Origin of the sequence: Nonomuraea phyllanthi (genome assembly GCF_006334985.2) — a bacterium.
In the GTDB taxonomy this organism is placed as follows: domain Bacteria; phylum Actinomycetota; class Actinomycetes; order Streptosporangiales; family Streptosporangiaceae; genus Nonomuraea; species Nonomuraea phyllanthi.
Genome location: NZ_VDLX02000014.1, coordinates 164,086 through 188,237 on the forward strand (window position 1 = coordinate 164,086; position 24,152 = coordinate 188,237).

At 74.4% G+C, this 24,152-nt stretch carries 10 protein-coding genes; 3 read left to right on the plus strand and 7 right to left on the minus strand.

The genetic code is table 11. The features are described from left to right. The first annotated feature begins 7 nt into the window (after positions 1-7). From FH608_RS33285 to FH608_RS33295, 3 genes are read left to right on the plus strand one after another with little or no spacing between them, the layout of a single operon-like run. Positions 8-4,699: a type I polyketide synthase gene (locus tag FH608_RS33285; protein WP_193318767.1), complete on the plus strand. Its 4,692-nt coding sequence runs from the start codon at positions 8-10 to the stop codon at positions 4,697-4,699. Further along, positions 4,696-8,565 (plus strand): type I polyketide synthase, encoded by a 3,870-nt coding sequence (locus FH608_RS33290; RefSeq protein WP_139634330.1) that lies wholly within the window; start codon positions 4,696-4,698, stop codon positions 8,563-8,565. Before FH608_RS33285 ends, FH608_RS33290 begins: the two co-directional genes overlap by 4 nt. Positions 8,566-8,572: 7 nt before the next feature. After that, positions 8,573-9,733, plus strand: coding sequence for an acyl-CoA dehydrogenase family protein (locus FH608_RS33295; protein ID WP_139634331.1), 1,161 nt, complete (start codon positions 8,573-8,575; stop codon positions 9,731-9,733). On the opposite strand, the gene FH608_RS33300 is transcribed toward FH608_RS33295, so the two are convergent. Genes FH608_RS33300 through FH608_RS33330 form a run of 7 tightly spaced genes read right to left on the minus strand, consistent with a single transcriptional unit; the run spans position 9,696 to position 24,144 of the window. Beyond that, the gene (locus FH608_RS33300; protein WP_153264516.1) at positions 9,696-10,427 is read right to left on the minus strand and encodes a 4'-phosphopantetheinyl transferase family protein; all 732 of its coding nucleotides are present in this window, start codon (positions 10,425-10,427) and stop codon (positions 9,696-9,698) included. The two genes, FH608_RS33295 and FH608_RS33300, sit on opposite strands and share 38 nt — an antisense overlap. A gap of 35 nt (positions 10,428-10,462) precedes the next feature. Beyond that, the gene (locus FH608_RS33305) at positions 10,463-11,251 is read right to left on the minus strand and encodes a thioesterase II family protein (protein ID WP_139634333.1); all 789 of its coding nucleotides are present in this window, start codon (positions 11,249-11,251) and stop codon (positions 10,463-10,465) included. Beyond that, positions 11,248-12,333, minus strand: a complete 1,086-nt coding sequence (locus FH608_RS33310; protein WP_139634334.1) for an HAD-IIIC family phosphatase — start codon at positions 12,331-12,333, stop codon at positions 11,248-11,250. The genes FH608_RS33305 and FH608_RS33310 overlap by 4 nt, the downstream gene beginning before the upstream one ends. Beyond that, positions 12,330-13,472, minus strand: a complete 1,143-nt coding sequence (locus FH608_RS33315; protein WP_139634335.1) for an acyl-CoA dehydrogenase family protein — start codon at positions 13,470-13,472, stop codon at positions 12,330-12,332. Before FH608_RS33315 ends, FH608_RS33310 begins: the two co-directional genes overlap by 4 nt. Further along, positions 13,469-13,723, minus strand: a complete 255-nt coding sequence (locus FH608_RS33320; protein ID WP_139634336.1) for an acyl carrier protein — start codon at positions 13,721-13,723, stop codon at positions 13,469-13,471. The genes FH608_RS33315 and FH608_RS33320 overlap by 4 nt, the downstream gene beginning before the upstream one ends. Positions 13,724-13,736: 13 nt before the next feature. Beyond that, positions 13,737-14,585, minus strand: coding sequence for a 3-hydroxyacyl-CoA dehydrogenase family protein (locus FH608_RS33325; protein WP_139634337.1), 849 nt, complete (start codon positions 14,583-14,585; stop codon positions 13,737-13,739). A gap of 31 nt (positions 14,586-14,616) precedes the next feature. Further along, positions 14,617-24,144 carry a type I polyketide synthase gene (locus FH608_RS33330; RefSeq protein ID WP_193318768.1) on the minus strand — a complete coding sequence of 3,176 codons (9,528 nt, stop codon included), beginning with the start codon at positions 24,142-24,144 and terminating at the stop codon, positions 14,617-14,619. Between the last annotated feature and the right edge of the window lie 8 nt (positions 24,145-24,152).

Consider the following 24,152-nt stretch of genomic DNA (forward strand, 5'->3'; position numbering starts at 1 on the left):
CATGTTGATGGATCAGCACGGTTCACCAGACGACGCCGGGATCGCCGTCATCGGCATGGCCGGCCGGTTCCCGGGTGCGCCCGACATCCCGGCGTTCTGGCGCAACATCAGCACCGGCGTGGAGTCCTTCACCCGGTTCTCCGACGAGGAACTGCTGGAGGCGGGCGTCTCCCCCGCGACCTTCCAGCAGCCCAACTACGTGCGCTCGCGGCCGGTCCTGGACGACGTCCGCGGCTTCGACGCCGGGTTCTTCGGCTACAACCCGCGCGAGGCGGCGCTCGCCGACCCGCAGCAGCGCATCTTCCTGGAGTGCGTCTGGGAGGTCCTGGAGTCGGCCGGGTACGCGGCCCCCGAGGGCCGGGGCAGCGTGGGCGTGTTCGCCGGGATGAACATCAGCGGCTACCTGCTGACCCGGCTCATGGCGTTCGAGATGGGCGTCGACACCTCCGCCCTGATGATCGGCAACGACAAGGACTCCCTGGCCACGAACGTCTCCTTCCGCCTCGACCTGAACGGCCCCAGCCTGTCGGTGCAGACGTTCTGCTCGACCTCGCTGGTCGCCGTGCATCTGGCCAGTGAGAGCCTGCGGCGCGGCGAGTGCGACATGGCGCTGGCCGGCGGCGTGTCGGTGCGCATCCCCGACCGCGTCGGCTACCTGTGGGAGGAGGGCGGCCAGGAGTCGCCCGACGGCCACGTGCGCACCTTCGACGCCGAGGGCAGGGGCAGCATGTTCGGCGACGGCGCCGCGGTCGTGGCGCTGAAGCGGCTGAAGGACGCGATCGCCGACCGGGACACCGTGCACGCCGTGATCCGGGCCTCGGCCGTCAACAACGACGGCGCGATCAAGTTCAGCTACCTGGCGCCCAGCATCGACGGCCAGCGCCGCTGCGTCTCCTCCGCCCTGGCCAGGGCGGGCGTGGACCCGGCCGACATCTCGTACGTCGAGGCGCACGGCACCGCCACCGAGGTCGGCGACCCCATGGAGGTGGCCGCGCTGACCCGGGCGTTCGGGCCGACCGAGCGCAAGCAGTACTGCGTGCTCGGCTCGATCAAGCCCAACGTGGGCCACCTCGACCGGGCCTCCGGCGTGACCGGCCTGATCAAGGTCGTCCAGTCGCTGCGCAACGAGCTCATCCCCGGCACGCTGCACTACCGCTCACCCAACCCCGAGATCGACTTCGAGAGCAGCCCCTTCCGCGTCACCGCCGAGCCCACGCCGTGGCCGCGCTCGGCCGACCGGCCCAGGATCGCGGGCATCAGCTCGCTGGGCATGGGCGGCACCAACGCGCACGCCATCGTCACCGAGGCGCCGATCCCCGAGCCGCGCGGGCCGCGCTCGCGCCGCTGGCAGATCCTGCCGGTCTCGGCCCGTTCCCAGGCCGCCGCCGAGCAGTCGTGCGCCCGGCTGGCCGAGCACCTGGCGGGCTCCTCCGAAGACCTCGGTGACGTGGCCTACACGCTGCAGGCCGGGCGGAAGGTGTTCGGGCACCGCAGGATCGTGGTCGCCGACACGGCGCAGGCGGCCGCCGCCAAGCTGGCCGACCCCGCCGGGCCGCTGGGGCGCGCGGACTCGACCGTCGGCAGGAAGGTGGGCTTCCTGATCGCGGGCGTGGGCGAGCAGTACCCCGGGATGGTGGCCGAGCTGTACGCCGAGGAGCCGGGCTTCCGCGCCGACGTGGACGAGTGCCTGTCCGTGCTGGGCCTGACCGAGGCGGGCCAGCTCTCCGACGTGTTCGTGCCCGCGCAGAAGGCCGCGGACGGCGCGGGCGACCTGGCCAGACTGCTGGGCCGGGCCACGGAGCCCGAGGCGCCGCGCTCCACGACCGACGCCCACCTCATCCAGCCGGCCGTCTTCGTGGCCGAGTACGCGCTGGCCCGGCAGCTCGTCCGCTGGGGCCTGACCCCTGAGATCATGATCGGCTACAGCCTCGGCGAGTACGTGGCCGCCTGCCTGGCGGGCGTGCTGTCGCTGCCCGACGCGCTGCGGCTCGTGGCCTACCGGGCCAAGCTCATCACCTCCCAGCCCGAGGGCGCGATGCTCGCGGTCTCGGCCGACGAGCAGCGCCTGAGCGCGGTGCTCGGCGAGGTGTTCGCCCGCGACCTCGACGTGGCCGTGCGCACCGGCTCCCAGGTGGTGCTGGCCGGGCCGGCGGAGGCGGTCGAGCGGGCCGCCGCGCTGCTGCTGAAGGCCAAGATCGGGCATCGGCGGCTGGAGACCACGCACGCCTTCCACTCCCGGATGCTGGCGCCCGTGGCCGGCGAGCTGACCGCCTGGATCGCCGACAACATCACGCTGAACGCCCCGAAGCTGCCGTACCTGAGCAACGTGACGGGAGAGGTCGCCACGGCCGAGGTCGTCACCGACCCCGGCTACTGGGCCAGGCACATGTGCGAGACGGTCGAGTTCGGCAGGGGCCTCGGGCACGTGCTCGGGCAGGCCGACCTGGCCCTCGTCGAGATCGGGCCAGGCCAGTCGCTCGGCGCGCTGACCCGCGGCCACCCGGCCTGCGACCGTGCCCAGTGGCCGCTCATCGTGACCACGCTGCCCGCCGCGAACGACCCGCAGGACGCGGGCGCCGCCCTCGCGACGGCCGTCGGCAGGCTCTGGCTGACCGGGGCGCCGGTCGACTGGGCCGCGCTGCACGAGGACCGCGCCTGGCGGCCCGGCCGGGTCCCGCTGCCCACGTACCCGTTCGAGCACCAGGACTACTGGCTGGAGATCGACCGTACGGCGATGAGCGGCGGCGCGGCGGCCTTCGACGAGAGCGACCCGACGAGCATCGCCAAGGCGTACCCGCGCCTGCCCGACACGCGCTGGATCCACACGCCCGTCTGGCGCCAGACCACGCCGCGCCCGGCGCAGGCGGAGCAGGCCACCCGCTGGCTCGTCTACACCGACGACGGGCTCGCCGGCACGCTGGCCGCCCCGCTGCTCGCGCACCTCGCCGAGACCGGCAAGGAGGTCGTCCTGGTACGGCCGGGCGACGGCTTCTCCAGCGACCCCGACGGCTTCCGGATCCGTCCCGGCTCGCCCGAGGACACCCTGGCCGCCCTGCGCGAGCTGACCGGCCGGGGCTGGGAGCCCGAGCACGTCGTCCACCTGTGGTCGGCCGGGGACGGCCCGATCGAGCAGAGCCTGCAGCGTGGCCTGCACGCCCTGGTCGGTTTCGCCCGCGCCGCGGGAGACCTGGGGCTGCCCGGCTGGACGCTGGACATCGTCACCTCCGGCGGCCAGCGGGTGCTGCCCGGCGACCGCGTACGCGCCGCGCTCGGCACCCTGCTCGGCCCGGCCCGGCTGATCCCGGTCGAGTACCCGAGGGTCAGGACCCGGCTGATCGACGTGGACGGCGACAGCGCGCGGGCGCTGCTGACCGAGCTGCGCGCCGAGCCGGCCGACCAGGTGGTCGGCCTGCGCGGCGGGCAGCGGTGGATCCCCGACTACGAGGTGCTCGACGCCGCCGTCATCGAGGCGGCGCCGCCCGCCGCCGAGGTCCGGCGGGGCGGGACCTACCTGGTGACCGGCGGGCTGGGCGGCATCGGGCTGGCCATGGCCGAGCGGCTGGCCGAGCACTATCAGGCCCGCCTGGTGCTGCTCGGCCGCACCCCCGTGCCGCCGCGCGAGCAGTGGGCCTCGATCCTGGCCAGCGACACCGCGGCGCCCGAGGTGCGCAGGCGGCTGGAGGGCCTGCGCCGGCTGGAGGCGGCGGGCGTCGAGGTCGCCACCGTCGCCGGGGACGTCTCCAAGCCCGAGGACGCGCGGCGCGCGGTGGACACCGCGATCGAGCGCTTCGGCGAGCTGAACGGCGTACTGCACTGCGCCGGCGTCCCGGCCGTCGGTCTCATGCAGTTCAAGACCATCGCCGACATGGACCGGGTGCTCGCGCCGAAGGTGATGGGAACGCTCGCCCTGGCCGAGGCGCTGCGCGGCAGGCCCGTGGACTTCGTGGCGCTGTTCTCCTCCACCACCTCGGCCACCGGCGGCGGCGCCGGCCAGGTGGACTACTGCGCGGCCAACGCCTTCCTGGACGCCTTCGCGCTCGGCGACGAGCTGCCCGGCGTGACGGTCACCTCGATCGACTGGTGCGAGTGGACCTGGAACGGCTGGACCGAGGGCCTGGAGAACTACGACGAGGGCTCCAAGCAGTACTTCGCCTGGTACCGGGAGAACTTCGGGCTCACCTTCGACCAGGGCTGGGAGACGCTGCTGCGGGCGCTGGCCAGCGGCGAGCGGCACGTCGTGGCCTCCACGCAGGACTTCGCGCCGCTGGTGGCGATGAGCCGCAAGTCGTCGATCGAGAGCCACCAGGCGACGGTGAAGAAGATCCGCGACGCGTTCGGGCGGCACCCCCGTCCCGACCTGTCCACGGCCTACGTCGAGGCGCAGTCGCCGGCCGAGCAGGCCATCGCCGGGGTCTGGGCGGACGCGCTGGGCCTGGAGCAGGTCGGCGTGCACGACAACTTCTTCGAGCTGGGCGGCAACTCGCTGCTCGGCATGGAGATCATCGCCGAGGTCAGGAAGGCGCTGGAGCTGTCGTACCTGCCGCCGCACATCCTCTACCAGGCGCCCACGATCGCCTCGCTCGCCGAGGCGGCCAGGGCCGACCAGGACGCGGGCGAGCAGCCGAGCCAGGCCCGGGACCAGCAGCGGTCCCGCATCGCCCAGCGACGCAACATGCTCAGGAGCGGAAGGACGTCATGACCGGAACCGACTACGACTCCGCGGTCGCGCTGATCGGCATGTCCGGGCGCTTCCCCGGCGCCCGGAGCGTCGACGAGCTGTGGGACAACCTGCTCGCCGGCGTCAAGGGCCTGCGGACCATCACCGACGAGGAGCTGCGGGAGTCCGGGGTCGATCCGGGCATGCTCGCCGACCCGCGCTACGTGCGCGTCGGCGGCCCGCTGCACGACCTCGACCGCTTCGACGCCACGGTCTTCGGCATCAACCCGCGCGAGGCCGAGACCATGGATCCGCAGCACCGGCTGTTCCTGGAGTGCTCGTGGGAGGCGCTGGAGAGCGCCGGCTACTGCCCGACCGACGTGCCGGGGCAGGTCGCGGTCTTCGGCGGGTGCGGGTTCCCCGACTACATCGTGCAGAACCTGCAGAGTCTCGGCTCCCAGCCGGGCGGCGCGCTGCTGATGGCCGTGGGCAACGAGCGCGACTCGCTCGCCTCGCTGGTGTCGTACAAGCTGGGGCTGCGCGGGCCCGCCGTGTCGGTGCAGACGTTCTGCTCGACCTCGCTGGTCGCCGTGCATCTGGCCTGCCAGAGCCTGCTCACGTACGAGTGCGACGTGGCGGTGGCGGGCGGCGCCTTCACCCCGCTCCCCCAGCCGGCCGGCTACCTGTACGAGCAGGGCGGCATCATGTCGCCCGACGGGCGGGTGCGCAGCTTCGACGCCGAGGCCGGCGGCACCGTGATGGGCAGCGGGTCCGGCGCCGTGGCGCTCAAGCGCATGTCCGACGCGCTGGCCGACGGCGACATCATCCACGCGGTCATCCTGGGCTCGGCCGCCAACAACGACGGCCGCCTGCGCGCCGGCTACACCGCGCCCGGCGTGGACGGCCAGGCCGACGTGATCGAGTCGGCGCTGGGCGTGGCCGGGGTCAAGCCCGACACCGTCGGCTACGTCGAGTGCCACGCGACCGGCACCATGCTGGGCGACTCGATCGAGCTGGCCGCCATGAACCGGGTCTTCGCCCAGCCCAGGGAGACGCCGTGCGTGCTGGGCTCGCTCAAGCCGAGCCTCGGCCACCTCGACCGCGCCTCCGGCGTCACCGGCCTGATGCGGGCGGCGATGGCGCTCAAGCACGAGCTGCTGCCGGGCACCCCCGACTACGAGACGCCCAACCCGGCGCTCGCCTCCGCGCACGACCGGTTCACCGTGCTGACCGAGGACCGGCCCTGGCCGGAGGGCGCGGGGCCGCGGCGGGCCGGGGTGAGCTCGTTCGGGCTCGGCGGCACGAACGCGCACGTGGTCATGGAGCAGGCACCGCCCCGCCCGGAGCGGACCGCCCGGCCAGGACCCCACCTGCTGGTCCTCTCCGCCGCCGACGAGACGGCGCTGGGCGATGCCACCGAGCGGCTGCGCGCCCACCTGTCCGCGGGCACCGGCGACGACCTGGCGGACGTGGCGTTCACGCTGCAGGTCTCGCGGGGCGGCTTCGCGCGGCGGCGGGCGGTGGTCTGCCGCGACCGCGACGACGCCGTGGCGGCGCTGGGCGACCCGGACCGCTGGATCGACGGCAAGACCCAGCGGCGCAACCCCAAGGTACGGCTGGTCGCGCCCGCGGCCGACCCCTCCCCCACCTGGTGGGCGGAGCTGCGCGAGGCGGTCGGGACCGTCCTGCGGCACGGCTCCGCGCCCGCGGGCTCCTCCCGCGAGGCGGCGGTGGGCGCGCTGGCCGACGCCCTGGGCGCCATCGGCGTCCACGTGCTCCGCGAGGACGCCGTCGGCCGTCCCGCCGGTCAGGCGGCCGGACAGGCAGGACAGCCAGGACAGGCGGGGCAGGCCGCCGGGCAGGTCGAGGAGATCGCGGTCGCGCCGGAGGAGGGCGTCACGGCCGCCGAGTGGCTGCTGGCGACGGTGGCCAGGCTGTGGCTGGCCGGGAGCGCCGTGGACTGGGCGGCGCTCCACGGCGGCCAGGGACGCCGGGTCGAGCTGCCCACGTACCCCTTCCAGCGGCGCAGGTTCTGGGTCAAGGCGAGCCCGGCGCAGGCGCAGGCGCCCGCCGGCGAGGGCAAGACGTTCGACCGCGCCCAGTGGACGCACCTGCCGGTCTGGCGGCGCCGGCCGCTGCCCGTGGCAGGCCTGGACGAGCGGCTGCGCGAGGCCGGCCCCTGGCTGGTGTTCGCCGCCGACGAGCGCGGCGAGGCGCTGGTGGAGCGGCTCGCCCTGGCCGGGGCCGAGGTGACCGCCGTGCGCCACGGCGAGCGGTTCCACCAGGAGGACACCGGCGACTTCACCGTCCGCGCGGACAAGCCGGACGACATGGCCGAGCTCATGTACTCGCTGGTGACCATGCCGCGCGCCATCGTGCACGGGCTCAGCCTGGCCTCGGCCCCGCCCGCCCCCGGCACGGACCCGGTCGAGCACTTCACGGCCGGGCAGCACCGCGGCTTCTACTCCGCGCTGGCGCTGGCCAGGGAGCTGGTCGACAACACCGGCTCGGCGCCCAGGGCCGAGCTGGTCCTGCTCACGCCGCAGGCCGTGAACGTGGCCGGGGCCGACCTGCGCCACCCCGAGCACGCCACGCTGGCGGCGCTCGCGCCCAGCCTCCAGCAGGAGAACCCGCGGCTGCGCTGCCGCCACATCGACGTGGACGCCGGCACGGACCCGGCTACCCTGGCCGTCCAGGTGCTCGCCGCGTCGGTCTGCGCGCACGAAGGCCCGGTGGCGGTGCGCGCGGGCGAGACGTGGCTGCGCCGCTACGAGCCGTACCCGGTGGAGGAGCCGGAGCGGCGGCCGTTCCGCGACGGCGACACCGTGCTCATCACCGGCGGGCTCGGCGACGTCGGGCTCGTCCTGTCCCGGCACCTGGCCGGCACGTACGGCTGCCGCCTGGTCCTGACCGCCCGCTCCCCGCTGCCGCCCCGCGAGGAGTGGGACGCCTACCTGGCCGGTTCGCCGCCCGGCGGGGACCGCACGGCCCGGCACATCCGCAACATCCGGGACCTGGAGGACCGGGGCGCGACCGTGCTCGCCCTGTCGGCCGACGTGGCCGACGAGGAGCAGATGGCGGCCGTCGTCGCGGCCGCGGTCGAGCGCTTCGGCGGGATAGACGTGGTGGTGCACGGCGCGGGCGTGCAGGACGGCGCGTACTTCAACTTCGCCCACCTGATGGACCGCCCGCAGTGCGAGGCGCACCTGGCGGCCAAGGTGACCGGCTTCCACGTGCTGCAGAAGGTGCTCGGCGGGCACTGCCCCGACCGGCGGATCACGCTGTCGTCCATCGCCGCCGTGCTCGGCGGCATGACGCTGGGGCCGTACGCGGCGGCCAACGCCGCCCTGGACGCCTACGTCCGCACCGCGAGGACGGAGGGCGCCGGCCGCTGGGTCACGGTCGACTGGGACACCTGGAACATCGACCCCGACCGGGTCGCCGGGCACAGCGGCGCGGTGGTGGACTACGCGATGACCCCGGCGGAGGGCGTGGACGTCCTGGAGCGGGCGCTGTCGGCCGCCGACCGCGTCGGGCACCTGGTCATCTCGACCGGCTCGCTCGACGCGCGGATCGCCCAGTGGGTCACCGGCGACATCCACGAGAGCGACGACGACTTCGACGACCGCGAGCGGCACCCCCGCCCCGAGCTGAACAACCCGTACGTGGAGCCGCGCGAGGGCACCGAGGCCACGCTCGCCGACATCTGGTCCAGGGTGCTCGGCATCGACCCCATCGGGGCCCTGGACAACTTCTTCGAGCTCGGCGGCCACTCGCTGCTGGCGATCGAGCTCACCACCAGGATCCGCAAGACGCTGGCCGCCTCGGTGCCGGTGACCGGGCTGCTGGAGTGCCCCACGGTCCGCCAGCTCGCCGAGCTGCTCGACACCCGCGACGAGGAGGACTGAACAGCCGATGAAGCAGCCCGACTACCTGCGGACCGTGCAGGGCTTCGCCCGGCGTGAGCTGCTGGGCGAGGAGGCGTACCTGGACTCGCTGGCCGAGGCGCCGCTCCCCCTCTACCGGCGCTTCGCCGACACCGGCCTGGCGAACTGGTGGATGCCCAAGGAGTTCGGCGGCCTCGGCATGGGGCTGGAGGAGAGCGTGCGGATCACCGCCGAGCTGGCCTACGCCGACGCCGGGGCGGCCTTCACGCTGTTCATCCCGGTGCTGGCCACCAGCATGGTCTCCTGGTACGGCGACGCCGAGCTGAAGAAGCGCCACCTCGTGCCGCTCGTGGCCGAGAGCGGCTTCTGCGCCACGCTCGGCAGCGAGCACGCGGCAGGCAGCGAGCTGGCCAGGATCGGCACCACCGCGCGGCGCGAGGGCGACACGGTGGTGCTCGACGGCCACAAGGCGTTCTCCACCAACACCGACTTCGCCCGCTTCGTCGTCGTGATCGCGCGGGCCGAGGACGACCCGTCGGGCTACCTGGCCGTCCTGGTGCCGCGCGACACGCCGGGCATCACGGTGGAGAAGCGGTGGGACGTCATCGGGCTGCGCTCGTCGGCGACGTACCAGGTGTCGCTGTCGGGCGTGCGGGTGCCGGCGGCGAACGTGCTGCGCGGCAACGGGCTGCGCCTGCTGGAGATCGGGCTGAACGCCAGCCGCGTCCTCATCGCCACCACCGCGCTCGGCATCGCCCGCCGGGTGCGGGACGTGTGCATGGAGTACGCCAAGTCCAAGTCGGTCAAGGGGGCGCCGCTGACGGCCAACGCGGTCTTCGCCGGCCGGCTCGGGCAGTTCGAGATGCAGATCGAGGTGATGGCAAACCAGTGCCTGGCGGCGGCCAGGGCGTACGACGAGATCGCGGCGCGGCCCGACGCGGGCGAGGAGTTCCTGCGCGTGGGGACGCTGAAGCAGGCGCTGACGACGAAGATGTTCTGCGGGCAGACCGGCTGGCAGATCGCCTCGACGGCGTCGGAGATGTTCGGCGGCCTCGGCTACACGCACGAGAGCGTCATCGGCAAGCTGCTGCGGGACATGCGGTACGTGTCGATCGTGGAGGGCGGCGACGACGTGCTGCGCGACCTGGTGTTCAGCCGGTACGTGGTGCCGGTGTCGAAGCGATCGTGACCACCGCGGCGGCGTAGCCGGGCGCCACGTCGAGCCAGCGGACAGGACCGTTGAGGGAGCGTGACCGTACGGAGGTCGCGCTCCCTTCGCATGCCCCGGCCTCCCCCTCGTGGACGAGGACGTCGGACAGCCCCGCCAGGCCGTTGCCGGTGGCCTTGACGAAAGCCTCCTTGGCGGTCCACAGCCGGAAGTACCCGGCCAGGCCGTCGCCCGCGGCGAGCAGGCGCTCGTTCTCCTCCGGCTGGTAGAGGCGGTGGGCCAGCGCCAGATGGTCGAGGTCGGAGCGGACCCGCTCGACGTCCACGCCCACCCGCACCCCCGGCGGCGCCAGCGCGACCAGCGCCCAGGCATCGGAGTGCGACAGGTTGAAGTCGGGCGCCGGCCGCCCCTCGCCCTGGTCCAGGCTGGGGCGGCCGGCGTCGTCCACGGTCAGGCGCAGCCGGTCGGCGGGCACGGCGCAGGCCCGGCCGAGGACGGTGCGCAGGGCGGCGTGCGCCGCCACGTAGCGGCGCCGGTCGAGCGGGCCGGCCAGGGCCAGGGCCCGCTCGCGCTCGGCGCGCGAGAGGCGGCGCCACCACTGCGGCCGCTCGGGCCGGTCGAGGAACACCTTCCAGACCCGCACCCCGCCGGGCCACGCCGCCGCGCCCCAGGGCGTCCCGGCCACGGACGTCACGCCTGCGGCCGTCGGATCCACGGACCCCGCACCCGCGGACCTCCCGCCCACGGGCGTCACACCCATGGGCGCAGCGCCTCGGACACGATCGCGTGGGTGCGGGGCGCCTGCTCGAAGACGGCGAAGTGGCCGCCGTCGAACGGGTGCGCCACGTAGCGCACGCTGGTCTGCGCCCGCCACCCGGCCGACTTGGCGGGCGAGATGCGCGGGTCGGCGCTGCTCAGCAGTGCCGAGATCGGCACGTCCAGCGGCGGCTCGTCGCGGTAGACGTAGGTCTCCTTCACCGTGAAGTCCGCCTGCACCGCGGGCAGGATCATGGCCAGCGCCTCCGGGTCGGCCAGCAGCCATTCGGGGGTGCCGCCCAGCCTGCGCAGCAGGGCCACGACCTCGTCCCTGCTCATCCCGCCCACCGGCGGCCCGTCCTCGTACGTGAGGTGGGGCGCGTCGGAGCCGGAGACGAACAGGTGCACGGGCGGCGGCCCGCCGCGCCGCCTGATCTCGCGGACCAGCTCGAACGCGACGATCGCGCCGAGGCTGTGGCCGTACAGCGCGTACCTGCGCCCGGCCGCGGACGTCTCCACGTCCGCGAGCACGGCGTCGGCCAGGTCGGACACCAGCGGCGGCATCTCCAGGTACGGCGGCTCCCGGTGCCTGGACTCCCGGCCCGGCGGCTGCACCGGCTGCACGGCCACGCCGGGGAGCTTGCGCTGCCAGGCGCGGAACGCGGAGGCGGCGCCGCCGGCGTGCGGCAGGCAGTAGAGCGGCAGCGCGCCGGGCTCCGCACCCGTCAGCGTGCGGAACGGCAGCCACCGGGACAGCACGTCGTCGCTGGTGGTGATGCTCATGTCTCGATCTCCAAGCGGACGTAGGGCGGCGGCGGCTGCACCGCGCCCAGGTCGGCCTCCAGCACGACGTGCGCGCCGTCCCTGCTGACCTCGCGGAAACCGGCGAAGGCGTAGGTCACCTGCATCATCCGGTTGCGCCCGGTCTCCACGAAGTCGGCCCGCACCGTCACCCCGGCCTCGGCGGCCTGCCGCAGGATGTGGTTGAGCAGCACCATGCCCACGCCCCGCGACATCACCCGGCACGACATCAGCATCATGCGCAGCCACCAGGCGTCCTCGCCCTTCTCGACCAGGGCGAGGCCGATCTTGCCGTACCCGCCGAACCGGTCGGTCAGCGAGGCCACCAGCAGCAGGTGGTCGGGCGACTCGCGCAGCTCGTCCAGCTCCTCGTAGGAGTAGGTGCGCCCGGTGGAGTTCAGCTGGTTGGTGCGCACCGTCAGCTCCTCGGCCCGCTGCAGGTCCTCCCTGCGGGCGGGCGCGATGGTGAAGGCCATCTCCAGGCTGGCGAGGAACTCCTCGTTGGTGCCGACGAACTCGCCCTCCAGCTCGTCCCTGGCGAGCTGCCCGCGGTACATCTCGCGCCGCCGCGCCGACTCGTCGGTGACGAACCTCGGCCGGAACTCGGGCCTGGCCAGCGCCTCCTCCAGCTCCAGGACGTCGACGCAGATCACCTCGGGCAGACCGTGCGCCACCTCCGCGCGCTCGAACTCCTGGTCGTCGATGAACGCGAAGGCGTCCACGCCGAGGTTGAGCGCCTTGGCGATGTTCCTGATCGAGTCGGACTTGGGGTTCCAGTTGATCTGCGGATAGAGGAACATGTCCGCGAGCCCGAGCTCGGTCAGCTTCTCCATCGCCGCGTCGTGGTCGTTCTTGCTGGCGATCGAGTGCAGCACGCCCATGCGGTCGAGCTCGTGGATGCGCTCGACGACCGCCGGCCGTACGGTGACGTCGCCGTCCTCCAGCAGCACCCCGTTCCACAGGGTGTTGTCGAGGTCCCACACGATGCACTTGACGCGGCCCCGCCGGGGTTTCTCCGGCACCACGACGGCGCCGGGATCGGGGCGCTCGGTGCTCACGCTCATCTCGTCGTCTCCCGCTCTGCCTGGCCGGCGATGGTGATGCGCTGGATCTCGTTGCTGCCCTCGATGATCTCCATGACCTTGGCGTCCCGGTACAGCCGCGCCACGGGGTAGTCGGGGCTGCACCCGTTGGCGCCGTGGATCTGGACGGCCTCGGCGGCGTGCCGGGCCGCGGCCGTGGAGGCGAAGTACTTCGCGATCCAGGTGGCCATGATCGTGCTCGACTCCCCCGCGTCCTTCAGGCGGCCGGCCTCGGCCAGCAGCAGCCGGGCCGCCCGCGCGTCGGTCACCATGTCGGAGAGCTTGGCCTGGATCAGCGGCTGCTCCGCGAGCGGCCTGCCGCCGACCCGGCGGTGCGCGGCGTACGCGGCCGACGCCTCCAGGCACGCCTGGACGATGCCGACCGAGCCGGCCGCCACGCTGTAGCGGCCCAGGTCGAGCGTGCCGGTCAGCACCATGCCCGCCGTGAAGCCGCTCGGGCCGAGCAGCGCGTCGGGGCCGAGCGCGACGTCCTGGAACGAGATCTCCGCCAGCATGGAGGCCCGGGTGCCGAGCATGTCGTCGATCGGCCTGACCTGGACGCCCGGCGCGTACCTCGGCACGAGGAAGGCGCCGATGCTGGCGCCGGTGCGGGCGAACACCAGGAACAGGTCCGCCCGCTGCCCGCCGGTCGTCCACTTCTTGACCCCGTTGAGCAGCCACCCGTCGCCGTGCTCGACGGCGGTCGTGGTGATCGCCGCCGTGTCGCTGCCCGCTCCGGGCTCGGACAGGCAGAACGCGCCCAGCGCCTCGCCGGCGGCGAGCGCCGGCTCCCAGCGCTCGCGCTGGCCGGGGGTGCCCCACCGCTGCACCGTCCAGGCCACCATGGTGTGCACGGTCAGCAGGCTGCGCAGCGAGGAGCAGCCGCGGCCCACCTCCTCGTGCACCTCGCCGAGCGTGACCAGGTCCATCCCGGCCCCGCCCGACTCGACCGGCAGGAACGGCGCCCACAGGCCCGCGGCGGCCACCTGCCGCAGCAGGTCCTCGGGGACCCGGCCGTTCCTGTCGTAGTCGTCGGCGTACGGCACGACGTGGGTGTCGACGAACGCCCGGGCCGAGCGCCTGTCGGTGACCGCGGCCGGTGCCGTGACGGTGAGCGTCACGCGACGGCCAGGGTCGGTGAGAGCCGGCCCACCAGCGCGGCCATCGTGCTCGCGGTGCGGAAGTTGTCGATCCGCAGCTCCTCGTTGGGGATGGTGACGCCGAAGGTCTTCTCGACGAACATCACCAGCTCCATGGCGAACAGCGAGTTGACGAAGCCGAGGGCGAAGATGTCCTGCGTCTCGTCGATCTCGGCCTGCGGGTACCTGCCGCGCACGAAGTCGAGGATCTGCTGCGTGGGGGTGTTCGACATATGACTCTCCTTCTCAGTTGCTTGCGTAGGTGTAGAAGCCGCGGCCGGTCTTGCGGCCGTGCAGCCCGGCGTCGGTCATCTGCTTCAGCAGCGGGCAGGGGCGGTACTTGCTGTCGGCGTAGTGCTCGTAGAGCACCTCCACGCTGTAGAGGATCGTGTCGACGCCGATCAGGTCGGCGGTCTCGAGCGGCCCCATCGGGTGGCCGAAGCAGCTCCTGAAGACCTCGTCGACCGACTCGGCGTCGGCGACGCCCTCGTGGACGAGGTAGGCGGCCTCGTTGACGGTGAGCATCAGGACCCGGTTGGAGACGAAGCCGCAGGAGTCCTTGACGTCGATGGACTTCTTGCCCATGGCGGTCAGCAGGTCCCTGGTGCGCTGGACCGTCTCGGGCGAGGTGTGGAAGCCGGGGATCAGCTCCACGGCGGGCTTGGCGGGCACCGGGTTCATGAAGTGCACGCCGACGACCTTGTCGGGGCGGCCGGTGACGGCCGCGACCTTGGTGATGGGGATGGCGGAGGTGTTGACCACGAAGACGGTGTCGGGGCCGCACTCGGCGTCCAGCACCTCGTACACCTGCCGCTTGGTCTCCCAGTTCTCCGTCACGTTCTCGATGACGAGGTCGCACTTGGCCGCGCCCGCCGCGCCCACGGCGGTGGTGATCCTGGCCAGCACCTCGTCGGCGTCGAGGGCGGGGCCGCCCATGAGGCGGCTCATCCTGGTGTTGCGGGCGATGGTCGCCAGCGCGTCGCTGAGGATGCGCTCGTCCTTGTCGACGAGCACCACGTCGTGCCCGGTCTGGGCGAGGTTCTGGGCGACCCCGACGCCCATGACGCCGGCGCCGATCACTCCTATGACGGTCATGTCCGCTCCGTTCGGCTCAAAGGTGGCTCCTTCATCGGTGCGTTTCCTGCGGTTGGCGGCCGCGCCTGCGGGCGGCCGAGGCTTCGAGGCCCGAGCGGCGCAGCTGGGCGCGTACCTGGCTGCCTCCGTCCGCGTCGGCGAGGGCGGGTGCCGTGCCGGCGGCGAGGGCCTCGACTGTCTGGCTGAGCGCGGCCACGGTGGGCGCCTCGTAGAGGATGTGCGGCGGCAGCTCGTCCAGGTCGAACGCGCGGCGCACCGCGGCGACGATGGCCACGCCGAGCAGCGAGTTGCCGCCGAGCTCGAAGAAGTTGTCGTTCACGCCGACGCGGTCGAGCCGCAGCGACTCGCGCCAGATCGCGGCGACGCCCTCCTCCGTGGGTCCGGCCGGCTCCTGGTAGGAGGTGACCAGCTCGGGCCTCGGGTGCAGCTCGCCGCTCGCGCCGCCCACGGCGGGCGAGGTGACGACCTCCAGGGTGAACCGGGAGCTGCCCCTGACCAGCGTGGGGAAGTCCTGGGTGCAGACCACGACGCGCGGCTCGCCGGTGGCCAGGGCCCGCCGCAGCGCGCGCCAGCCGCCCGCGACGTCGATGCCGATCCTGGCGCGGTTCTCCTTGAAGAAGTCGCGCAGCTCCTCCTCGTACCCGGCGAGCCCGGCCTCCCAGGCGTTCCAGGTCCACTCGCCCCAGTCCACGGCCACGACCCGGCGGCCCGTGGCGGCCAGCTCGCAGGCGTAGGCGTCCAGGTAGGCGTTGGCGGCGCAGTAGTCCACCTGTCCGGGGCCGCCGCCGGTGGCCGAGGTGATCGAGGAGAACAGCGCGAGGAAGTCCAGCTCGATCTCGTCCGTACGGCCGATCCTGAGCGCCTCGGCGATGGCCAGCGTGCCGGCGACCTTGGGGGCCAGCACCTCGTCCAGCTCCTCGGGCCGCTTGAACTGCATCAGCCCCATGCCGGGGACGCCCGCCGCGTGCAGGACGCCGTGCAGCGCGCCGAAGCGGGCCAGCGCCGTGTCCACGGCGCGGCGGACGTCCGCCGGGTCGGCCACGTCGCCGGTGACGATCTCGACGTCGGCGCCGAGCTCGACCAGCTCGGAGACCTGGGCGACGCGCCGCCGGGTGGTCTCGTCGGCCTCCTGCCCCGCGAGGACGCCCGCCCACCGCTCGCGCGGCGGCAGGCCGTGCCTGGCGAGCAGCACCAGCCTGGCCCGGTGGTCGCGGGCCAGCTGCCCGGCCAGGCCGAGCGCGATGCCGCCGAGCCCGCCGGTGATCAGGTAGACGCCGCCGTCGCGGAACGGCTCCTCGCCCGGGCCTGCGGGCAGCTGCTCGTAGCCGGGGAGCCAGCGGCGCCCGTGGCGCAGCGCCACGATGCGGTCGGCCTGCGGGCGGGCCAACTCGGCCGCCAGCGCGGCCAGGTCGGCCTCCGCCGGGTTCCCCGGCAGGTCGACGAGGCGGGTGGTCACGTCCGGGTACTCCAGCGGGATCACCAGGCAGGGGCCGGTCAGGGTGGCGCCATCCGGGTGGGTGACCTCGGCCCCGACGACCTGCTGGGTGCCGGCCACGGCCACGTCGAGCGACCAATTCGAGATACCCGACTCGCCCGCCGCCCTGGCGAGGGCGACGAGGGTGTGCAGTCCGTACGCGGTGGTGTCGTCGCCCGGCTCCAGCGTCCACAGGTGGAGCACCCGGTCCAGGGGGCGGCCCGCGGCGCGCAGGTCGCGGAGCAGGGCGCGCAGGTCGGCCGCGCTGCCCGGCCTGACCGTGTGGCCGCCGGGGGTGGCGGCGTAGGCGTCGCCGGGCCGTACCAGCGTGACGTTCGCGCCCGTCGCCCGCAGGCGCTCGGCGGCGGCGTCGGCGAGCCCGTCGCGGGTGAAGACCAGCCACGAGCCGGGGCCGTCCGGATCGGGCGCCGCGGGGGCGCTCTGCCGCCATACGGGCAGGTGGAGCCAGCTCTCCTCCGGCAGCTTGGGCAGGCTCGTGATCGCGTCGAACAGGTTGTCCGGCTCGGCCTGGAGCCGCGGCCCCTGCGCCGGCGGGTCGATCCAGTGGCGCTGCCGCTGGAAGGGGTAGGTGGGCAGCGGGATCCGGCCGGGCAGCGCCGCGGGGTCCGCCCCCTCCGTCCTGCCGTGGTAGGCGTCCCAGTCGAGGGTGACGCCGCACAGCCACAGCCTGGCCAGGCAGTCGGCGAGCACCTGGTCACCCGGCCTGGGGTCGCTCGCGGCGGGCAGCGTGTGGGTGATCAGCGGCCAGCGCTCCGGCGGGCAGCCGGCCCCGCGCACCAGCGCGCCGAGCGACTGTCCAGGGCCGATCTCCACCACGGCCAGCTCGGGGTCGGCCAGCAGCCGCTCGATCCCGTCGGCGAAGCGCACGGTGCCGCACATGTGCCTGGCCCAGTAGCCGGGGTCGCACACCAGCCCGGCGTCGGCGAGCTCGCCGGTCACGTTCGAGACGTACGGGAGCGCGGGCGGGTTGAGCCGCACGTTCTCCTTGATCCACTGAGTCAGCTCGTGGCTCAGGGGCTCCAGCATGCGGGAGTGGAAGGCGTGCGACGTCTCCAGCGGGCGGCACGGGACCTCGGCCGCCCGCAGGTCCCCGGCCAGCCGGGCGACGGCCTCGCCGGGGCCCGCCACGACGGTGACCTGGGGGCCGTTGACGGCGGCCACGTCCAGTCCGCGCGCGTCCAGCCCGAAGCGGCGCCGCAGCCGGTCCTCGGGGAGCGAGACCGCGAGCATGCCGCCCGCCGGCCGCCCGGCGATGAGGGCCGCCCTGTGGATGACGAGGGCCAGGGCGTCCTTGAGGGAGAGAACGCCGGCCAGGGTCGCGGCGACGTACTCGCCGAGGCTGTAGCCGAGCATGAGCCTCGGGCGCAGGCCCCAGGCCATGAGGGTGCGGGCCAGGGCGTACTCGACGGCGAAGAGGGCGGGCTGCGCCACCTCGGTTCGCTCCAGCGCGCCGGCCCGCCCGCGGTCGCCCGGCCGCTCGGATGCGTGGCCCGTCCCGGTGCCGCCGTCCCGCACGTCGCCCGTCCCGGTGCGGTCGAGGAGGGCGGCCAGGGTCGGGCCAGGGTCGCCGCGCTCGCCGGTGAGCAGGTCGGCCACCTCGGGGGCGGCCTCGCCGAGCAGGCCCAGGCACTCGTCGAACGCGGCCCGGAAGGCGGGCTCGTACCGGTACAGATCGGCCACCAGCCCCGGGTACTGCTCGCCCACGCCGTCGAAGAGGAAGGCGACCTGGCGGCCCTGCGCGGTCTCGACCCGGCCGAGCACCCCGCCCTCGCCGCCCAGCGCCCGCGCCGCCGTCGCGGTCCCGTCGGCGACCACGGCGCGCCGGTGTTCGAACGTCTTGCGCCCGGCCTGCAGCGTGTACGCCACATCCGCCAGCCGCAGCCCCTCCCCGGCAGCGGTGGAGAGGTGCTGGGCCAGGCGGGTGCACGCCTCGTCCGCCGCGGCGGCGGCGCGGGCCGAGACGGGCAGGACGTGGTGGCGGTGCGCGGCCGGCTCGCCCACCGCCTTGCCGGGCGGCTGCTCGACCACCATGTGGACGTTGGTGCCGCCCATGCCCAGGGAGTTGAGCCCGGCGATGCGGGGACGGCCGTCCCGGGTACGCCAGGGCGACAGCTCGGTGTTGACGCGGAACGGGCTGTCGTCGAAGTCGATCTCCGGGTTGGGGCTGGTGTAGTGGAGGCTGGGCGGGATCACGCCCTCGCGCAGCGCCAGCGAGGTCTTGATCAGGCCGCTGGCCCCCGCCGCCCGGTCGAGGTGCCCGACGTTGGTCTTGACCGACCCGATCGAGCAGTACCCCTTGTCGCTGGTCGGCCCGAAGGCCCGGGTCAGCGCGGCCACCTCGATGGGGTCGCCCAGCTCGGTGGCGGTGCCGTGCGCCTCGACGTAGCTGATGTCGTCCCCGGTGACGCCCGCGTCGGCCATCGCGTCGGCGATCACCCTGGCCTGGCCGACGACGCTGGGAGCGGTGTAGCCGACCTTGAGCGCGCCGTCGTTGTTCATGGCCGAGCCGCGGATGACGGCCCAGATGTGGTCGCCGTCGCGGACCGCGTCGGTCAGCCGCTTCAGCAGCACCACGGCCGCCCCGTCGCCGAACATGCTGCCCTTGGCCTGGGCGTCGAACGTCCGGACGTGGCCGTCTGGCGACTCCTGGCCGCCCGGGCCGTACAGGTGGCCCACCCGGTCGGGCACGCGGATGGAGACGCCCCCGGCCAGGGCCAGCTCGCACTCGCCGTTGCGCAGGCTCTGCACGGCCAGGTGCGCCGCGACCAGGGACGTGGAGCAGAACGTCTGTACGGCGACGCTAGGGCCGTACAGGTCGAAGAGGTACGAAACGGTCGTGGTCAGGGCGTCCTTGTCGTTGCCCATGATGACCTCGAAGTCGCTGAACTCCTGCTGGCCGCCACCGAGCAGCTGCCCGGTCAGCCGGAGCAGGTAGGTGCTGATGTTCGCGCCGCCGAACACGCCGACCCGGCCCCGGTGCTCCGGCGCGGCGTAGCCCGCCTGCTCCAGCGCCTCCCAGCACACCTCCAGGAAGGCCCGCTGCTGCGGGTCGGTGATCGCCGCCATGCGGGGGCTCATGCCGAAGAAGGCCGCGTCGAAGCCGCCGACGTCGTCCAGGACGGGGCGGGCCGGCACGTACGCGGGATCCCTGACCTGTTCGGGGTCCACGCCCGAGGCGAGCAGCTCCTCCTCGGTGAAGAAGCTGATGGACTCGACCCCGTCACGCAGGTTCCGCCAGAACGCCTCCACGTCCGGCGCTCCGGGGAAGCGGCCCGCCATGCCGACGATCGCGATGCGCCGGTCGTCGTCGGTGGTGCGCTCCTCCACGCGTACCGGCGCGCTCGGGACGACCGGGGCGGGGGCCGGCGCCGAGCGCTCGTCGAGGATGGCGGCCAGGGTCTGCACCGTCGGCGCCTCGAACAGCATCACGGTCGGGACCGCCACGCCGAACCGCTGCTTCACCAGCGCCAGCATCTGCAGCGCCACCAGGGAGTTGCCGCCGAGGTCGAAGAAGTTGTCCCTGGTGCCGACCGGCTCCACGCCGAGCACCTCGGACCAGAGCTCGCCCAGGTCCCGCTCGGTCCCGGTGAGCGGCGGCGCGTACGGCTGGGGCAGCTCGGGGCGCGGAAACCGGCTGCCGTTCCCGGCCGGCGCCGGAGGCGTCCTCCTGGGCAGCCGGTCCTCCAGTCCTCCGGCCGCCACCACCAGCGAGGGCCTCGGGGCGGCCAGCACCCGGTCGAACGCCGCCAGCGCCTCCTCCGCCCGCATCGCGTGCGCGGCCATCGCGGCGCCCATGCCGCCCTCGATCCTGTCGAGGGTGACCGCCCAGGTGTCCCAGCTCACGGCCACCCAGCGCGGGTCGCGGTGGGCGAGCGCGGTGAGGGCGGCGTTGGCGGCGGCGTAGCTGCCGAACGTGATGCCGCCGAGGACGGCCGACGTCGAGGAGAACAGCACGCAGAAGCCGGGCTCGGCCCCCAGGTCGGCCAGCACCCGCTCCAGGACCAGCGCGCCGGTCACCTTGGCCGCGAAGTGCCGGGCGACGGCGGCCTCGTCGAGGTCGCGCAGCGGCCGGAACGTGCCGGGGGACGTCTCCGCCGCGGCGTGGATCACGCCGCCGAGCGGTCCGTCCTGGAGCGCGTCGGCGAGCACGGCCCGCATGGCGGCGGCGTCGGTGACGTCCACGCGCGGGGTCCGCACCCGCGCCCCCAGCTCGCGCAGCCGCCGCACGGCACGGTGCCGCGCGTCGCCCGCGTCGTCGGGCACGCCGCCGCGACTGGTCAGGACCAGGCTGTCCGCTCCGGCGCGTACCAGGTGCTCGGCCAGGAGCAGCCCGACGTCGCCGAGCCCACCCGTGATCACGTACGTCCGGCCGGCCTGGACGGCGGGCACGGGGTGATCCCGCACCTCGGCGGGGCTCTCCGGCTCGGCGTCGGCGTGGGTGCGGGCGAGGCGGGACCCGTCGCGGTAGGCGACGAAGGTGTCGTCGCTCCTGTGGCGGGCCTCGGTCGCGAGCGCCTCGGCCACCGCCTCCGGGGCGGCGTCGGCGGCGAAGTCGACGGTGGCGCAGTCGAGGGTGAGGTACTCCTGGTTGGCGACCATGGGGAGGGTGGCGGCGGCGGCCTGCCCGGGGTCGGGGATCTCGCCGTCGGCCACCGCCTGGCCGCCTCTGGTGGCGACGACGACGCGGGTGCCGTCGCCGCCCTCCTCGCCCCAGGCGTGCAGCAGCCGCGCCACGGAGAGCACGCTCCCCCGCCCGTCCGCGAACCCGCCGTCCCCGGGAAGCCGGGGGGTGAGGGGGTGGTCGAGGAGGCGGAGGTCCAGGACGACGGCGGCGGCGCTCAGGTGGCGGGCCAGCGCGGCGTGGTCCGCCGCCGACCCCGGGTCGATGGTGTGACCGCCGCCCGGCGCTTCGGCGAACGACGGACCCGGCAGCACGGTCACCGTCTCGGTCCCGGCGGCGCGCAGGGCCCGCGCCACCGGCTCGGCCGTCTCGGCTCGTCCGGCCAGCACGACGCACCGCCCGCCCTGCTCGACGGATCCGGACGGGAGCGGGGCGGGGGTCCAGCGGGGGGCCATGAGGCGGACGTGTGCGGGCTGGGCATCGGTGGGAGGCGCGCCAGGCACGCCGGCGCCAGCCGAGTGGGCGGCGGCCGCGGCGGAGCCGGCCGCGGCGGAGCCGGCCGCGGCGGAGCCGGCCGCGGCGGCGGCACCTGTGGAGGCGGCCGCACCCGCGCCGGCAGTGCCCGTGGGAGCGACCGCGCCCGTGGAGGCGGTGGCGCTCGTGAGAGAGGGGGCGCTCGTGAGAGAGGGGGCGCTCGTGGAACCAGAGGCGTTCGTGGAACCAGGGGCGCTCATGGAAGTGGGGGCGTCCACCCAGTAGCGCCGGCGTTGGAAGGCGTAGGTCGGCAGCGCCACCTTGGCCACCGGCCGGTCCTGGCGGTACCCGGACCAGTCGATCGGCGCGCCCGCCAGCCACAGCCGCCCCGCCGCCTCCGCGAGCGAGGCCTGCGCCGTACGGGGGTCGTCGGCGCCCGGCAGGGTGTCCACGATGAGGGGCCAGCGCTCGGGCGGGCAGTCGCGGTGTCCTCGGGCCATCGCGCCCAGGGACCGGCCGGGCCCGAGCTCCAGCAGCACGGCATCGCCGTCCAGGGCCAGCAGGGTACGCAGCACGCGGTCGAACTGGACGGGCGCGCACATGTGCTCGGCCCAGTACGCGGGATCCGTCGCCTGCGCGGCGGTGACGAGCTCCCCCGTCACGTTGGACACGTACGGGATGCCGGGCGCCTGGAGCGGGACGTTCGCCGCGATCCAGGCGGTCAGCCGGGCCCGGATCGGCTCCATCATCGCGGAGTGGAAGGCGTGGGTGGTGGCGAGCGGGCGGCTCGGCACCGACTCGGACTCCAGCAGCGCCTTCGCGGCCCGCATGGCCCCCGGCTCGCCGGACAGCACGGTGAGCTCGGGTCCGCTGACGGCGCCCACGTCCACGCCGGTGATGCCGGCCCGGCGGAGCCGGTCCAGGAGGTCGGCGGCGGGCAGCGGGACGGCGCTCATCGCGCCCTCGGGCAGCTCGCCGATGAGGCGGGCGCGGTAGGCGACCAGGGCGAGGGCGTCCTTGGGCGACAGGACGCCCGCCAGGGTCGCCGCGACGTACTCGCCGAGGCTGTACCCGGCCAGCGCCGCGGGCTGGATGCCCCACGACATCACGAGCCTGGCCAGCGCGTACTCCACCGCGAACAGCGCCGGCTGCAGCACCTCGGTCGGCGTGGCGGCGTCCGGCGCGGGGCCGCGGCCGAGCAGCCGGCCGAGCCGGTCCCCGTCCGTGCGGCGGGGGGCCAGCATCTCGGCGAGCGGGTCCGCGCCGGAGCCGGTGAGCCCGCGCAGCTCGGCCCGGCACTCGTCGAGCACCTGGCGGAACACCGGCTCTGAGCGGTACAGCTCCTCGGCCAGGCCCGGGTACTGCTCGCCGGTCCCCGCGAGCAGGAAGGCGACCGGGCGGTCGGAGCGGCTCTCCACGCGGGCCAGCGCGGCCGCGTCCCGCATGCGGGCGGCGGCCTCGTCCGGGGAGGAGGCGACGAGCAGCCTGCGGTGGCCGAACACCTGGCGGCCGGTCTGGAGGGTGTGGGCCACGTCGGCCAGCCGCTGCGCCTGCCCGTCACCGTCCAGGTGGGCGGCGAGGCGGCGGGTCATCTCGTCGGCGGCCTCGGCCGTACGGGCGGACCAGACCAGCGGCTCGGGCCTGGACGGCTCCTCGGTCCTCGGCACCAGCGGCGCCTCCTCCAGCACGACGTGCGCGTTGGTGCCGCCGATGCCGAACGCGCTCACCCCCGCCCGCCGGGTACGGCCCGCCTCGCGCGGCCAGCTCCGCAGCCCGGTGACCACGTGCAGCTCGGCCTCGCCCGCGTGGAGCTGCGGGTTGGGCTCGGTCAGGTTGATCGTCGGCGGGATCTCGTCGTGGCACAGGGCCAGCGCCGCCTTGATGAGGTTGGTCACGCCGGCCGCCCGGTCCAGGTGGCCCAGGTTGGTCTTGACCGACCCGATCAGCAGCGACTGGCCGCGGAACACCTGCTGCAGCGCGGCCAGCTCGGCGGCGTCGCCCAGCGAGGTGCCGGTGCCGTGCGCCTCGACGTAGTCGATGTCGGCGGCCGTCAGGTCGGCGCTGGCCAGCGCCTCGGCCATGACGGCGGCCTGCCCCTGCACGCCGGGCGCGGTGAACCCGACCTTGCGTCCGGCGTCATTGTTGACGGCCCAGCCGCGGATGACGGCGTAGATCTGGTCGCCGTCGGCGAGCGCGTCCTCCAGCCGCCGCACGGCGACGACGCCGACGCCGCTGCCGAGCGGGGCGCCGAGGCCGCCCGCGTCGAAGGCGCGGCACTCGCCGTCCGGCGGCGCGATGCCGCCCTGCTGGTAGAGGTAGCCGACGCGGTGCGGCACGTTGACGGCCACGCCGCCGGCCAGGGCCAGGTCGCACTCGAAGCTCGCCAGGCTGGTGGCCGCCGCGCACACCGCGACGAGCGAGGTCGAGCAGTAGCTCTGCACGCCGTAGCTGGGGCCCGACAGGCCCAGCGCGTGCGCCACGCGGGTGGTGAGCGAGTCCTTGTCGTTGGCGAGCCCGAGCGCCAGCTCGCCCATGACGGCTCCGATGCCGCTGGGGACGAGGTTGTTCTGCAGGTACGAGCTGTGCGCGCAGCCGCCGAACACCCCGATCGAGCCGTCGAACCGCTTGGGGTCGCAGCCCGCGTCCTCCAGCGCCGCCCAGCTGTGCTCCAGGAAGAGCCGGTGCTGCGGGTCGAGGATCTGGGCCTCCTTGGGGCCGAACCCGAAGAAGGCCGCGTCGAACAGCTCCACGCCGTCGATGACGGAACCGGCTTTCACGTACGCGGGGTCGGCGAGCAGTTCCTCCGGCACTCCGGCGGCGCGCAGCTCCTCGTCGCCGAAATGGGTGATCCCGGACTTCCCCGCCCGGATGACCGACCAGAGCTCGGCGACGTCGGACGCCCCGGGGAAGCGGCCGGACATCCCGACGATCGCGATGTCGGTCCCCGGGCTTTCGATGTCGTCGTTCACGTCTACCG